This window comes from Pseudooceanicola sp. DL12, assembly GCF_056270665.1.
Genome location: NZ_CM149884.1, coordinates 3970961 through 3984278, shown reverse-complemented (window position 1 = coordinate 3984278; position 13318 = coordinate 3970961). Strand labels below are relative to the sequence as shown.

At 67.4% G+C, this 13318-nt stretch carries 11 protein-coding genes and 1 riboswitch; of the genes, 4 read left to right on the top strand and 7 right to left on the bottom strand.

Features of this window, described 5'->3' with window-relative positions:
• Window positions 1-7: 7 nt before the first annotated feature.
• Both AC0WR5_RS18675 and AC0WR5_RS18670 read right to left on the bottom strand, forming a co-directional pair.
• Window positions 8-1300, bottom strand: a complete 1293-nt coding sequence (locus tag AC0WR5_RS18675) for an amidase (protein WP_475865310.1) — start codon at window positions 1298-1300, stop codon at window positions 8-10.
• A gap of 91 nt (window positions 1301-1391) precedes the next feature.
• Entirely contained in the window at window positions 1392-2336 is a 945-nt protein-coding gene (locus AC0WR5_RS18670) for a LysR substrate-binding domain-containing protein (protein WP_475865309.1), read from the bottom strand.
• Window positions 2337-2625: 289 nt separating this feature from the next.
• Between AC0WR5_RS18670 and rutA the strand changes: the two genes are divergently transcribed.
• Window positions 2626-3708 (top strand): pyrimidine utilization protein A, encoded by a 1083-nt coding sequence (rutA, locus tag AC0WR5_RS18665; protein ID WP_475865308.1) that lies wholly within the window; start codon window positions 2626-2628, stop codon window positions 3706-3708.
• An 80-nt stretch (window positions 3709-3788) separates the two neighbouring features.
• Window positions 3789-5036: an amidase gene (locus AC0WR5_RS18660; RefSeq protein ID WP_475865307.1), complete on the top strand. Its 1248-nt coding sequence runs from the start codon at window positions 3789-3791 to the stop codon at window positions 5034-5036.
• A 4-nt stretch (window positions 5037-5040) separates the two neighbouring features.
• On the opposite strand, the gene AC0WR5_RS18655 is transcribed toward AC0WR5_RS18660, so the two are convergent.
• The 4 genes from AC0WR5_RS18655 to AC0WR5_RS18640 form a co-directional block, all read right to left on the bottom strand.
• The gene (locus tag AC0WR5_RS18655) at window positions 5041-5532 is read right to left on the bottom strand and encodes a flavin reductase family protein (RefSeq protein ID WP_475865306.1); all 492 of its coding nucleotides are present in this window, start codon (window positions 5530-5532) and stop codon (window positions 5041-5043) included.
• A gap of 76 nt (window positions 5533-5608) precedes the next feature.
• Complete coding sequence (locus AC0WR5_RS18650; RefSeq protein WP_475865305.1) at window positions 5609-6607, bottom strand: ABC transporter permease; 999 nt, start codon at window positions 6605-6607, stop codon at window positions 5609-5611.
• A complete protein-coding gene (locus tag AC0WR5_RS18645) occupies window positions 6604-8223 on the bottom strand; it encodes a sugar ABC transporter ATP-binding protein (RefSeq protein ID WP_475865304.1) in 1620 nt (539 codons plus the stop codon). Before AC0WR5_RS18645 ends, AC0WR5_RS18650 begins: the two co-directional genes overlap by 4 nt.
• A complete protein-coding gene (locus tag AC0WR5_RS18640; RefSeq protein WP_475865303.1) occupies window positions 8223-9347 on the bottom strand; it encodes a sugar ABC transporter substrate-binding protein in 1125 nt (374 codons plus the stop codon). Before AC0WR5_RS18640 ends, AC0WR5_RS18645 begins: the two co-directional genes overlap by 1 nt.
• 328 nt (window positions 9348-9675) lie before the next feature.
• On the opposite strand from AC0WR5_RS18640, the gene AC0WR5_RS18635 reads away from it, so the two are divergent.
• On the top strand, window positions 9676-10911 hold the full coding sequence (locus tag AC0WR5_RS18635; protein ID WP_475865302.1) for an MFS transporter: 1236 nt from the start codon (window positions 9676-9678) through the stop codon (window positions 10909-10911).
• 126 nt (window positions 10912-11037) lie between these two features.
• Here AC0WR5_RS18635 and AC0WR5_RS18630 read toward each other — a convergent pair whose 3' ends face one another.
• Window positions 11038-12330, bottom strand: a complete 1293-nt coding sequence (locus tag AC0WR5_RS18630) for an Nramp family divalent metal transporter (protein ID WP_475865301.1) — start codon at window positions 12328-12330, stop codon at window positions 11038-11040.
• A 217-nt stretch (window positions 12331-12547) separates the two neighbouring features.
• Between AC0WR5_RS18630 and mntR the strand changes: the two genes are divergently transcribed.
• Window positions 12548-12991, top strand: coding sequence for a manganese-binding transcriptional regulator MntR (gene mntR, locus AC0WR5_RS18625; protein WP_475865300.1), 444 nt, complete (start codon window positions 12548-12550; stop codon window positions 12989-12991).
• A gap of 102 nt (window positions 12992-13093) precedes the next feature.
• Window positions 13094-13282, top strand: a riboswitch (cobalamin riboswitch).
• Window positions 13283-13318 lie beyond the last annotated feature (36 nt).

Genomic DNA, 13318 nt, shown 5'->3' with positions numbered 1-13318 from the left:
GAGGCGATCAGGCAAAGGCGCTTTCATAGGCAAAGACCTCTCCGGCGAGCCGCGCGATGGCGAGGGCGCTGCGGTCGGTGTAGCGCCGGGTGACGAAGGAGATGCCGAGCGGCATGCCCGAGGGCCCGGTGAGGCCGGGGGCGGAGACGACCGGCACCTGAAGCAGCGTCCACATCGAGTTCATCGAGGGATCGCCGGTGCTGTCGAGGCCATGGGGCGCCTCGCCGGTGGCGGAGGGGGTCATCACCGCGTCGAGGCCCGACATGACCTCGTCGAAACCGGCACGGCAACTGTCGGCGAGGCCATAGGCGGCGCGCATCTGCGGCGGGGTGATCTGAGTGTGGTTGTCGACCATGGCGGTGAACTCGGGGTGGATGGTGTCCGGGGTGGCGCGGACTTCGTTGAGGAAGGCGGCGCGGCCCTCGCGGGCGAGGATCCTGGCGTGGGCGTCTTCCAACCCGTTGAAGCTGGGCGGCAGGGTGATGTCGATGATCTCGGCGCCCTCGACCCGCAGCCGGGTGGCGGCCTCGAGCAGGGCGGTCTGCATCGCGGGATCGGCGCGGTTCCACATCGGCGTGCGGCAGAGGCCGATGCGCAGCCCGCGCAGGCTCTCGGGCTGTGGTGCCGGATCGAGGTCGAAGACATCGGCCAGCAGCTGCAGATCCTCGGCGGCCCGGGCATAGAGGCCGAGGGTGTCGCAGGTGAGCGAATAGAGCTTGAGCCCCTCGCGGGAGATCACGCCCCAGGTGGGCTTCCAGCCCCAGATGCCGTTGTAGGAGGCGGGCCGGATGGTGGAGCCGCCGGTCTGGGTGCCGAGACCGATGGCGCAGACACCGGCGGCAACGGCCGCGGCGGAGCCGGAGGAGGAGCCGCCCGGCGTGCGCGAGGGATCATGGGGATTGCGGGTCTTGCCGCCGCGCTGGGTGGCGGCGAATTCGGTGGTGACGGTCTTGCCCGCGATCAGCGCCCCGGCCAGGCGCAGGGTATCGACGCAGGCGGCATCGACGCCGGGGATCACGCCCTCGTAGCGCGGCGTGTTGTGGGCGGTGGGCATGTCGCGGGTGGCGATCACGTCCTTGACGCCGACGGTGACGCCGGCGAGCGGGCCCTTGTCCGGACAAGCATCCAGCGCCTCGGCCTGCTCCAGCAGGGCCTCGGGCGAGAAATGGGCAAAGGCGGCGATCTGCGGCTCGGTCTGCCGGTAGCGGGCGATGGTCTCTTCGGCGATCTGCGTGGCGCGCGCCTCGCCGGAGAGGACGGCCCCGGCGATGCGGCAGGCGGTGAGGGGATCTGTGGTCATTCTGGCCTCCTGGTGTCGGGGGCAGTGAACCACGGAAGGGGGGCGGGCCCCTCTCGAATCTTTCTTCAGCCGCGGGGTGAGAAATCCTCAATCACGCGTGCAGGGGCGCGGGGGCGCCGCGGCCCGGCAGGTTGGCCGGCACGGTGGCGATCAGCCAGTCGCGGAACTCCTGCAGGGTGCCGCGGTCATTGGCGCGGCGGGCGCTGAGCATGTAGTAGGGGGTGCGCACCGGATAGCTCTCGGCCACGGCGACGAGCTCTCCCTTTTCCAGCGCATCGCCGATCAGCATCGAGCGCCCGAGGATCATGCCGACGCCGGAGCGGGCGGCATCAATGGCGGTGCCGGCCTGGTTGAAGCGCGGCCCATGGGCCATGTCATCACGCGTAACGCCGTATTCCGGCAGGTAGCGCGCCCAGTCGGGATAGGAGGTGTCAAAGCCCTGCTGTTGCCGGTCGACATGGATAAGGGGCGCATTTTTCAGGATAATTTCCGCGTCGTTGTCATAGCGCGCGGCCATCTCGGGGGTGCAGACGGGGATGCTCTCTTCCTCGACCAGCGGCTCGATCAGGCAATCCTCCTGAACATTCTTCCAGTTGCAGATGCGGATGTCGCTCTCCTGGGCCTCGGCCTCCTTCCGGGTGAGGAAGGTGTGCAGCGAGAAGTCGACCTCGGGCGAGACGGCGAGGAAACGGCCGATGCGCGGCATCAGCCAGAAGGAGGCGACCGAGGTGGAGGCGGCCACCGAGAGCCGGCGGTGGGTTTCCTCTCGGACATGGCCGAGGGCCAGAACGGATTCGTCGATCAGGTCGAGCGCCCGGGTGATCCGCGCCAGGTTGGCGGTGCTCTCGGGGGTCAGGTAGATGCGGGAATTCTTGCGCAGGAAGAGCTCGACCTGCAGGAAATCCTCGAGCAGGCGGATCTGGTGGCTGACGGCGGTGGGGGTGACGCAGAGCTCTTCTGCGGCCTTGGCGACGGATTCATTGCGGGCCACCGCCTCGAAGGCGCGGATGGCGTTCAGGGGGACTCTCTTGCGCATGGGGAACCTCTCCGACTCTCTGCAATCAGCAAGACCGGTTTAATTTGTACGGACAACTGAAGACCGGTTTTTGTGCACAATGATCAGCAGCACCGGCCCTAAAATTAGGCTGACTGCGGAGAATTGACCAAGAATCGGCCTCAAACAGGGGTGTTTCGCATGCAATCGCCCGGAGTGCCGTCACGGCCCTGAGAAAATTTGGAGGCGCGCATGTAGTTAATTGCCTTAGCTCTTCCCGATTTATCCTGACAAAGTTTCGGGAAACAGATGATGCCAACAGGAGAACCCCATGGATATCGGTGTATTCATCCCGATCAACAACAACGGCTGGCTGATTTCGAAGACCTCGCCGCAGTACAAGCCGAGCTTTGAGCTGAACAAGGAGATCGTGCTGAAGGCCGAGCACTACGGCTTCGACTTCGCGCTCTCCATGGTCAAGCTGCGCGGCTTTGGCGGCGAGTCGGAATTCTGGGACTACGGGCTGGAAAGCTTTACCCTGATGTCGGCGCTGGCCGCCTCGACCAGCAAGATCAAGCTCTTTGCCTCTTCCGCCATCCTGACGCTGCCGCCGGCGCTGGTGGCGCGCATGGCCACCACCATCGACAGCGTGGCCCCGGGCCGCTTCGGCATCAACATCGTGACCGGCTGGGCGCCCAACGAATACACCCAGATGGGCATCTGGCCGGGCAACGAATATTTCGGCTATCGCTATGATTACGCGACCGAATACGTGACGGTGATGAAGGACCTGTGGGAAACCGGCAAGTCGGATTTCAAGGGCGAGCACTTCCAGATGGACGATTGCCACATGCTGCCCAAGCCCGAACACAACATCGAGATCGTGGCCGCCGGCCAGTCCGAGCGCGGCATGGAATTCTCCTCGAACTTCACCAACTACTCCTTTGTCAACGGGCTGGGCGTGAACACCCCGGCGGCCTTTGCACCGACCTGCGAGCGGCTGCTGGAAGCCGCCGAGAAGACCGGGCGCGACGTGGGCGCATATGTTCTGATGATGGTGATCGCCGACGAGACCGACGAGGCCGCCATGGCCAAGTGGAACCTCTATCGCGAGGGCGCCGACATCGAGGCCCTGGCCTACATGGGCGTGCAGGGCGCACAGGACGCCCAGGCCGGCGAAAACTCGACCGCGGCGCATATCAACCTGCCCGAGGGCGCGGTGAACTTCAACATGGGCACCATCGTGGGCAGCTACGAGACCTGCGCGAAGCTGCTGGACGAGGCCGCGGCCGTGCCCGGCGTGAAGGGCCTGATGCTGACCTTCGACGACTTCCTGCAGGGGGTCGAGAACTTCGGCGAGAAGATCCAGCCGCTGATGGCCTGTCGGGAAGACGTGAAAATCGCTGCCGAGTGAGGCCGATGCTGTAAGGTTGACGGGGCGCGCGGGGAGACCTGCGCGCCCCATTGCTGTTTGCGGAAGATACGGGAAAGACCATGGAAGAGATGCTGTCTGCCACCGAGGCGCGGGCGCGCCTGATGGCCGGGGAGATCACGGCGCCGGAGCTGGTGCGGCGGGCGTTGCGGCGGATCGCGGCGCGCGACAAGTACCTGCGCGCCTGGGTGACGGTGAACCCCGGCGCCCTGGCCGAGGCCGAGGCGATCACCGCCGGCGATGCCAGGGTGCTGGCCGGCATCCCGGTGGCCGTGAAGGACATGATCGATACGAAGGACATGCCGACGACGCATAATTCACCGCTCTACGGCATGAACCGGCCGGCGAATGATGCGCCTTGTGTCGAGCTGTTGCGTGCGGCGGGGGCGGTGGTGCTGGGCAAGACCGACACCACGGAATTTGCCGCCTGCGGGCGCGACGCGATCACCGGCAACCCCCATGACATGACGCGCACGCCCGGCGGCAGTTCCGCCGGGACGGCGGCGGCGGTGGCCGATGGGCACGTGGCGCTGGGGATCGGGACGCAGACCGGGGGCTCGACGATACGGCCGGCGTCGTTCTGCGGGGTCTATGCGCTGAAGCCGAGCTGGGGGCTGATCTCGACCGAGGGGGTGAAGCGCTATGCGGTGAGTTTCGACACGGTGGGGCTGTTCGCGCGCGAGGTCGAGGACCTGTCGCTGCTGGCGGATGTGTATGAATTGCCGGAGGCCCCGGCGCTGCCGGAGGGCAAGCTGCGGCTGGGCGTCTGCCGGACACCCTATTTCGACCGCGCCGCACCCGAGACCGTGGCGCTGATGGCGGGGCTGGAGAAGCGGCTGGCGCGGGAGGCGGAGCTGGTGGAGTTCGAGCTGCCGCCGGAGTTCGACGAGATCGACGAGCTGCACCGCTGCGTGCAGCATTGCGAGGGGGCGGCGGCCTTCCTGAACCTGGCGCGGACGCGGGGCGAGTTGCTGCACCGGGATTTCCACGACCGGGTGGATCTGATCGAGGGCTTTACCCAGCGCGAGCATTACGAGGCCTATGACCGGCTGGCGCTGCTGCGGATCAGGGTGGAACAGATGATGGAGGGGCTCGACGGGGTGCTGGCGCCCTCGGCGGCGGGATTTGCACCCAAGGGGCGGGGGCCGGGCGATCCGGTGTTCAACGCGCTCTGGACGGCGCTGCAACTGCCGGTGATGAACCTGCCCGCCTCGGGCTTCGAGCTGCCGCTGGGCGTGTCGCTGATCGGGCGGCGGGCCATGGACCGGCAGCTGCTGGAGCTGGGCGCGCGGATCGCGCCCAGCCTCTAAGGGGTCATTCGGAGAGGAACTTGCCGCGGAAGAAGGTGAGGGGGGCGCCTTCGCCCGCCGCCTTCACGCCCTTGACCGCGCCAATGACGATCGAGATGTCGCCGTGTTCCACGACCTTCTCGACCTCGCAGTCGAAGACGCCGAGCGCGTCGTTCAGCACCGGGGCGCCGGTGGCCAGCGTGCCCCATTTCTCGGGATCGAAGACCTTGTCGCCCTTGCCGCCGAAGGTGTTGGCGAGCTCGGCATAGCCCTCGGGCAGGAAGTTCACCGCGAAATGGCCGCGGTCCAGCACGCCCTTGAGCGCGGAGGTCTTCTTGTCGATGGAGACGAGCATGGTGGGCGGGTTGGCGGTGACATGGGCGGCGGAGAGGCCGAGAAAGCCCTGCGGGCCGGTCTCGCTGTCGGTGGTGACGAGGGTGGCGCCGATGGGGCGCTCGCCCAGGGTCTTCCAGAACTTGCCGATATCGACCTCGTCTCCGGTGGCCGTGATTGCCATGGTATTTCCTTTCATTTCAAATGGGTTGCCGGACAGCGCCTGGCTGTCCGGCGGGCCCTCCGGGGGAGGGGAGGGATCAGCTGAAGTCCATCGGCTCGCGCTTGCGGACAAGCTGCGACAGGGCCACGGCAAGCACAAGGGCCCCGCCGTAGAAGAGGTTCTGCACGAAGGACTGGATGCCCAGCATCGTCAGCCCGGTGATGCCGATGACGAGAAAGTAGACGGCGACCAGCGACCCGATCGGGTTGAACCGGCCCGGCGTGATCGCGGTGGCGCCGAGGAAGGCCGCGGCAAAGGCGGGCAGCAGGAAGGTATTGCCGGAGTTCGGGTCGGCGGCGCCGATGGTGCCGGCATAGAGGATGCCCGCCAGCGCAGAGATCAGCCCCGAGCACATCAGCGCGCCGAAGCGTACCCGGTCGACCCGGATGCCGGAGAGCCGCGCCACGTCGCGGCCCCGGCCCACGAAGAGCAGGCGCCGGCCCAGCGTGGTGAAGCCGAAGGCGTACCAGATCAGCAGGCACATCGCGAGCGCGTAGTAGAAGGCCAGCGGAATGCCGAAGAGGCGGGTGCCCACCACCGCCATGACCAGCGCGAAATCGATGCCGCCGATGGTGTTGGATTTCGAGATCCAGAGCACGAGGCCGTTGATGAAGGTGCCGGTGCCCAGCGTGACGATCAGCGAGGGGATGCGGAAGTAGAGGATGAAGACGGCGTTGACCGCCCCGGCGATGGCGCCCACGGCGAGCGCCGCGCCCATGGCGACCGGCAGGGGCAGGCCCATGCGGGCGTTGAGCACCGCGACCGTCATGGTGGACATGGTCAGCACGGCGGCCGCCGACATGTCGAAATCACCCGCGGTCAGCGGGATGATCAGCGCCAGGGTGAGAAAGACCAGGATCGCCTGGGAGCCGAGCATGGTGGAGACATTGGCCCAGGTGAAGAAGGTATTGGGCAGCAGCGCCCCGAAGATCAGGAAGAGCGCCACGAGGGCCGCGACGAGGGCGTATTTCTCGGCGAACTGGGCGAGGTTGAAGCCGCGCGCGGCGGCGGGCTGGGCATTGGTGATGTCGGTCATGCGACCTCCTCCTGCGGCACGGGGGTGGCCGGATCGGACGCGGGCGCATGGGCCCGCAGGGTTTCATGGGAGATGGCGTCCTTTGTGATCGCCTCGCCCGAGAGCTCGGTGGCGACGCGGCCGCGGGCAAAGATCAGCACCCGGTGACAGATCTGGGCAAGCTGCTCGGCATCGGTGGAGGCCACCAGCACCGCCATGCCGCCCTGCGCCGCCTGGTCGAGCGCCTGGAAGATCATCTGACGGGCGCCGACGTCGATGCCCTGGGTGGGTTCATCCAGCATCAGCAGGCGCGGGCTGGTCTGCATCCACTTGGCCAGCAGGACCTTTTGCGCATTGCCGCCGGAAAAGGCGCCGAGCATCTGCTCGGGGCGGTTGGGCCGCACGTCGAAACGCTGGCCCAGCTCGAAGCAGCGCTGGCGGATGGCGGGCCAGTCGATGCCGAAGAGGTTGCGGAATTCGCCCAGCACCGGCAGCGACATGTTGTCGGTCATCGAGAGCGAGCCGACGCCGCCCTTGCCCAGCCGGTCGGCGGGCAGGAAGGCGATGCCCTGTTCCATGGCCGTGCCGGGGGTGATCCCGGCGAGCGGCAGCGCGGTGCGGGTGGTGAGGGTGCCGGCGGTGGCGCGGCGGGCGCCGAAGATCGCCTCTGGCACGGCATCGAAGCCCGAGCCGATCAGGCCGGTGAGGCCGAGGATCTCGCCCTCGTGGATGTCGAAGGAGACATCGGTGGCCTGGTTGGTGGTGAGGTGTTCCACCCGGGCCACGGCGGGGGCGGCAGGGCGCGCGGCGCGGCTGGTCTGGAAGAGGTCGACGCTCTCGCCGACGATCAGGCGGATGAAGCCGTCGTGGTCGGTCTCGGCAGAGTTGACGGTGCCGGCCAGGCGGCCGTCGCGCAGGATGGTCGCGCGGTCGGTGATCTCGCGGATCTCGTCGATGTCATGGGCCACGAAGATGACCGAGGCGCCATCTGCCACGATGGCGCGCACCAGCGAGAAGAGCTGATCGACGCCGGATTTCGGCAGGAAGGGGGTGGGCTCGTCGAGGATGAGGATGCCGCGGCCGCCCTCGGCATGGGTCTGCACCTCGTCGAAGGCGCGGGTGATGGCGATCAGGGCGCGGTCGGCCTGGGGCAGGTCGGCGACGCGGGCCATCGGGTCGATGGCGAGGTCGAAACGCTCGAAGATCGCGGCGACGCGGCGCTGTTCCGCGGCCCAGTTGAGCCGCCAGCGGGTCTCGACCGAAAGGTCGTTGAGCATCATGTTTTCCAGCACCGTCAGCGAGGGCAGCAGGGCAAGATGCTGATGGACAAAGGAAATGCCGTGCCGCCGGGCGCCACCGGGCGGCATGGGAAAGGGCGCGCCATTGCCGTAGAGCACCAGCTCGCCGCCGGGTTCGGGGGCGTGCAGGCCGGCGATCACCTTGATCAGCGTGGATTTGCCCGAGCCATTGGCGCCGAGCAGCCCGTGCACCTCGCCGGGCATGACCTCGAGCGAGACGTCATCGAGCACCTTGGTGGTGCCGAAGACCTTGGACACATGGCGACAGTAGAGGGCGGGCGCCTCGCCGGGGTAGCGCCGCGCGGGCGGCGCTACCTGAGGATTTGCCGATGGGCTCATCAGTTGAGGCCCCAGAGCGCTTCGAAGCCGGGGACATAGGCATCGCCATAGCCCTTGTCGAACTCGGCCGGGTCGCCGGCAGAGGCGACGTTGCTCTCGTCGAAGATGTAGAAGGGCACGTAGAGCTCGTCGGGCACGTCATCCATGCCGCAGAGGTCGCGCATCTCGGCGTCGATGGCGGAGCGGGCGATCCAGCCGAGGCTCTCGCCGATGTTCATCTGCACGTCGCCATTCCGCACCATGTCGAGAACGAAGGGCGTGCCGTTGAAGGTGGCGATGGGGATCTGCCCCTTCTTGCCGGTGATGGTGAGGGCCGGGATGACGAACTGCGACATGGAATCGTAGATCGGCACAATGAAGTTGATGCCGGGGTTCTGCAGCAGGTTCGACTGGGTCTGGCTCTGGATCTTGGTGGCCCATTCGGTGGTGGGCACGTTGAGGTATTTCGCCGTGGCCTCGGGGGCGAGTTCCTTCAGCTTGGCCTCGAAGGCCTTCCAGTAGGGCTGCGAGGGGGGCACGTCATCCGAGCCGATAACCAGCACGTTGGCATCGCCGCCGGTCTGGGTCACGACCCAGGCGGCCAGGATTTCCCCCACGCGGGAGAAGGACAGCGGCAGGGCGACATCGAGGCTCTCTGCGCGGGGCAGGGTGACGTCGGTGTAGTGGCTGGCATAGACGCGCATGCCGGCCTCCTTGGCGGCGGCGATCTGCGGCGCCAGCGCCTCGGGCGGGATGCCCCCCATCAGGTCGATGGCGTCGTAGCCGTTGGTGATGGCGTATTCCATGCCCTGCACCCATTGCGTGGGCTGGCCCTGGTTTTCCCAGGCCATGAACTCCAGCCCGACCTGCTTGGCGGCGGATTCCATCTGTTCCGAGATGCCGTTGATGAAGGGGTTGGAGTTGCTGAGCGGGATCGAGAAGAGCTTCTTGCCCTCGACGCAGGCGGTGGCGTCGAAGGGCGCACCGGGGGGCGAGAACTCGGGCAGCTGCGAGTATTCGTCGACGATGGCCTGGGCCGCGGCGACATCGGCGGCCTGGGCCGCGGGGGCGAGGGCGGCGGCCAGCAGGCCGGAGGCGACCGTGAGGCGCAGCCCGGCGCGCAGGCCGGTGGTGAGGTTGGTCATGGCATGTTTCCCTGTTGCGAGCATTTTGCTTTGGTCCCGGTGGCGCTCTGCGGCGCCTGGGGGCGAGGGCGGCGGGGAAGGCCGGGGAGGGGTCCGGGCCCGCCGTTCGCCCGTGGAACAGGTCAAATCTGAGCCGTGCATGCCCCTTTCCGTCAATTTCAAGATTGTGCATATCCCGGGTGAGAATTTCTAAGCTGGCCCTGAATTGACAGTACGCCCGAGGAATGGTGAGGGTCTGAGGGCCGGGCAGTTCCCTGCCAGCTCCCCGCGTGACAAGCCCGGCGATAAGTCGCGAGAAATCGCGTAGATCACTGTAAAGATTGACAATATGACAGAAGCCTCACTTCCGCACGTACCTGCGGGACATAGAGAGCCGCGCCTCGGGCCCGCCCTCGCGCTGACCACCGCCTCGCAGATTGCGGCCACTGCCTCGGTTCTGGCGCTGACCACGATCCCGACGCTGGTTGCCGAAACGCTCGGTCTTGCGCCGCAGGACCTCGGATATCAGGTCAGCCTGATCTACGCCTCGGGGATCGTGCTCTCGATGCTCTCGAGCACCATGGTCAAGCGCTGGGGCGCGGGGCGCGTGGGGCAGCTGGCGCTTCTGGCGGCGGGGATCGGCTTCCTCGGCCTCTCGACGGGTGTGGCGGCAGGCGTGGCGCTGGCCTCGATGCTGATCGGGGTGGGCTATGCGCTCAACAACCCGTCATCCTCGCATATCCTGTCGCGGCTGGCGGCGCCGGAGCGGCGCAACCTGATCTTCTCGGTGAAGCAGGCGGGCGTGCCGCTGGGCGGCATGCTGGCGGCGCTGGTGATCCCGCCGCTGGCGCACCGGATCGGCTGGCAGCAGACGTTGATGATCTTCGCGGTTCTGCCGCTTGGGCTGGCGGCGCTCTATTTCACCGTGATCCGCAGCTGGGACACCGACCGCCGCCCCGAAACCGCCATCGGCCGCGGCATCTGGAAGGGCCAGGCGCTCGTCTGGCGCAACCCCGACCTCAGGGCGCTTGCGGTGCTGGGCTTTCTCTATTCCGGGGTACAGCTCTCGATCTCGACCTTCATGGTGGCCATGCTGATCGAGCAGTTCGGCTGGGACCCGCTGCGCGCGGCCGGCGTCGCGGCGGTGCTGCAGGCGGCGGGGGCCGTGGGGCGGCTGCTCTCGGGCATCCTGGCAGATGCTCTGCGCAGCGGCTTCCTGGTGCTGGGGCTGATCGGGGTGCTGACGGGGCTGAGCTGCCTCGCCTTCGCCTTCATCGGCAGCCTGCCCCTGCTGGGCCTCGGTGCCGTGGTGCTGAGCGGGCTGACCGGCCTCGGCTGGAACGGGGTTCTGCTGGCGGAAACCGCCCGGGCCAGCCCCGGCCATGGCACGCTCACGGGCGAGGTGCTGACCTATACCTTCCTCGGTGTCACCGTGGGCCCGGCCGGCTTCTCGCTGGCCTTTGCCGGCCTCGGCAGCTTCACCGCCACCTTTGCCGCCTTCTCCGTCCTCGCCTTGGCTGGCGGGACCCTGGCCCTGCAGCGCCACATGCGCCACCGCCGCGAGATGATCCTGCCGCCACGCTGACGGAGAGGGCGGAAGCCTCCGGCGGGGATATTTGGCACAGGGAAACGACAGGTTCTTTTGCCTGTTTCCCTGTTTCGAAATATCCCGGGGGAATCTCCGCAGGAGATGGGGGCAGAGCCCCCTGCCTTACACCGCGAGGAAGGGCAGCGGCAGGCCGAAGACCGCCGCCAGCAGGATGAAGTTCAGGCCCAGAACGATGACCGCGCAGAGCGTGGCCAGGATGCGGGTGAGCCGGGAGGGCAGGAATTCTCCCATCAGGTCGCGGCGCGAGATGAAGGTGATCAGCGCGATCATCGGGACCGGCAGGGCGATGGAGAGCACCACCTGGCTGAGCACCAGCGCGCGGGTGGGATCGACGCCCATGGCCACCACCACGAAGGCCGGGACCATGGTGATCAGGCGGCGCAGCCAGATCGGGATGCGGATGCGCAGGAAGCCCTGCATGATCATCTGACCCGCCATTGTTCCCACCACCGAGCTGGAGATGCCCGAGGCGATCAGCGACGCCAGGAACATGCCCGCGGCGGCCGCGCCCAGCAGCGGCGTGAGCGTATGCCAGGCGGTCTCGATCGAGGCGATCTCGGAATGGTCGGGATGGAAGGTGGCGGCGGCCATCATGACCATGGCCATGTTGACCATGCCGGCGATGGCCAGGGCCACCACCACCTCGGTGTTGGAGAAGCTGAGCAGGCGGCGGCGCTCGCCGCTGTTGCGCACGGCGGCGCGGTTCTGCGTCAGGCCGGAGTGCAGGTAGATGGCATGGGGCATGACCGTGGCGCCGATGATGCCCACGGCGATGGTGAGCGCCTGGGCATCGGGCAGCGCGGGGCGGGTCAGCCCGGTGAAGGCGGGGCCCCAGGCGATGGGCGCGATCACCACCTCGGCCAGGTAGGCCAGGCCGATGACGCCGACGAGGGCGCCGATGATCAGCTCCATCGGGCGGAAGCCCTGACGTTCGAAGAGCAGGATGGCATAGGTGACGATGGCAGTGATCACCATCCCCACCATCAGCGGCAGGTCGAAGAGCAGCGACAGGCCGATGGCGCCGCCGAGGAATTCCGCCAGGTCGGTGGCCATGGCCGCGACCTCGGAGACCGCCCACATCACCCAGACCAGCGGTTTCGGCAGGTTGTCGCGGCTGAGCTCGGCCAGGTTCTTGCCGGTGACGATGCCGACCCGCGCCGAGAGGGCCTGGAACAGCATGGCGATCAGGTTGGCCAGCAGCACCACCCAGAGCAGCGCATAGCCATAGCCCGCGCCGGCCTGGATGTTCGTCGCGTAGTTGCCCGGGTCCATGTAGGCCACCGAGGCGATCACCGCCGGCCCCGCGAAGAGCAGCCGTGCGCGCAGGCCGCCCCCGCCATTGGCCAGGACGGCGGACATGCGGCTTCGGGTGCGGTCTGTGAGGTTCGAGGACATGATGACGGGTATCTGGCAATATAGCTGACGGACGGATAGATAGCCTTTGCTATACCTTTGGCAAGAGCTTTCCATGGAAAGCCGGATGCGGGGCCGCGGCCGGGCGGATATCCCGGCGGGGATGCGACAAAAACGGGCAGGCGGTACTGGTGATGATGTGATACGCTGGGTATAGGGTATTCCCGGCATATCGAACCGCCCAAGGAAAGGCGCTGCCATGGCAGAGGACACCGACAGCACGGCGCATCCGCATGACAGCGCCCAGGCCACGCGATTCACCCGGGCGCGGGAGAAGCAGGCCAATGCGCTGCTGGAGGATTACGTCGAGATGATCGGCGACCTGATCGAGGAGGTCGGCGAGGCGCGGGTGGCCGATATCGCCTGTCGCATGGGCGTGGCCCAGCCGACCGCCACCAAGGCGGTGGCGCGGCTGAAGCGCGAGGGGCTGGCGACCGCGCGGCCCTATCGCGGCGTCTTCCTGACCGATGAGGGGGCCGAGCTGGCCTGTCGGGTGCGGACACGGCACCGCACGGTGGTGGCCCTGCTGATGGCGATCGGGGTGCCCGAGGAGACCGCCGAGATCGACGCCGAAGGCATCGAGCACCATGTTTCCGACAGGACGCTGGCGGTCTTTGAACGCTTTCTGCAGCGGCAGGGGTAAGCCGGCCGGCGCCGGACGGGCGCTGTCATTCATAATCAATATGCCGATTTTTCCAATGTTGCGCAGGGCTTGACCCGTGGACAGAAGGGCCGCCGGGACCTACCTATGAGGCAGCTTCAGGTGGCAGGCTGGGATGCCTGCCCGAGAGGGAAGCCGGTGCGATGCCGGCGCTGCCCCCGCAACTGTAAGCGGCGAGCCCCGATTCGGGATGCCACTGGCCGAGATGGCCGGGAAGGCGGACCGGGGCGCCGAGCCGCGAGCCAGGAGACCTGCCTGAGAGCTGAAATGTCCACGGGCGGAGGGCCCGGGGGGCCGAAGTGCAGGAGC

Excerpts from the sequence above, each read along its gene's own strand:
- AC0WR5_RS18660 (WP_475865307.1), top strand. The coding sequence starts at position 3,789 with ATGGAAGAGATGCTGTCTGCCACCGAGGCGCGGGCGCGCCTGATGGCC.
- AC0WR5_RS18630 (WP_475865301.1), bottom strand. The coding sequence starts at position 12,330 with ATGTCCTCGAACCTCACAGACCGCACCCGAAGCCGCATGTCCGCCGTC.
- AC0WR5_RS18635 (WP_475865302.1), top strand. The coding sequence starts at position 9,676 with ATGACAGAAGCCTCACTTCCGCACGTACCTGCGGGACATAGAGAGCCG.
- AC0WR5_RS18670 (WP_475865309.1), bottom strand. The coding sequence starts at position 2,336 with ATGCGCAAGAGAGTCCCCCTGAACGCCATCCGCGCCTTCGAGGCGGTG.
- AC0WR5_RS18655 (WP_475865306.1), bottom strand. The coding sequence starts at position 5,532 with ATGGCAATCACGGCCACCGGAGACGAGGTCGATATCGGCAAGTTCTGG.
- rutA (WP_475865308.1), top strand. The coding sequence starts at position 2,626 with ATGGATATCGGTGTATTCATCCCGATCAACAACAACGGCTGGCTGATT.
- AC0WR5_RS18675 (WP_475865310.1), bottom strand. The coding sequence starts at position 1,300 with ATGACCACAGATCCCCTCACCGCCTGCCGCATCGCCGGGGCCGTCCTC.
- AC0WR5_RS18650 (WP_475865305.1), bottom strand. The coding sequence starts at position 6,607 with ATGACCGACATCACCAATGCCCAGCCCGCCGCCGCGCGCGGCTTCAAC.
- AC0WR5_RS18640 (WP_475865303.1), bottom strand. The coding sequence starts at position 9,347 with ATGACCAACCTCACCACCGGCCTGCGCGCCGGGCTGCGCCTCACGGTC.
- mntR (WP_475865300.1), top strand. The coding sequence starts at position 12,548 with ATGGCAGAGGACACCGACAGCACGGCGCATCCGCATGACAGCGCCCAG.
- AC0WR5_RS18645 (WP_475865304.1), bottom strand. The coding sequence starts at position 8,223 with ATGAGCCCATCGGCAAATCCTCAGGTAGCGCCGCCCGCGCGGCGCTAC.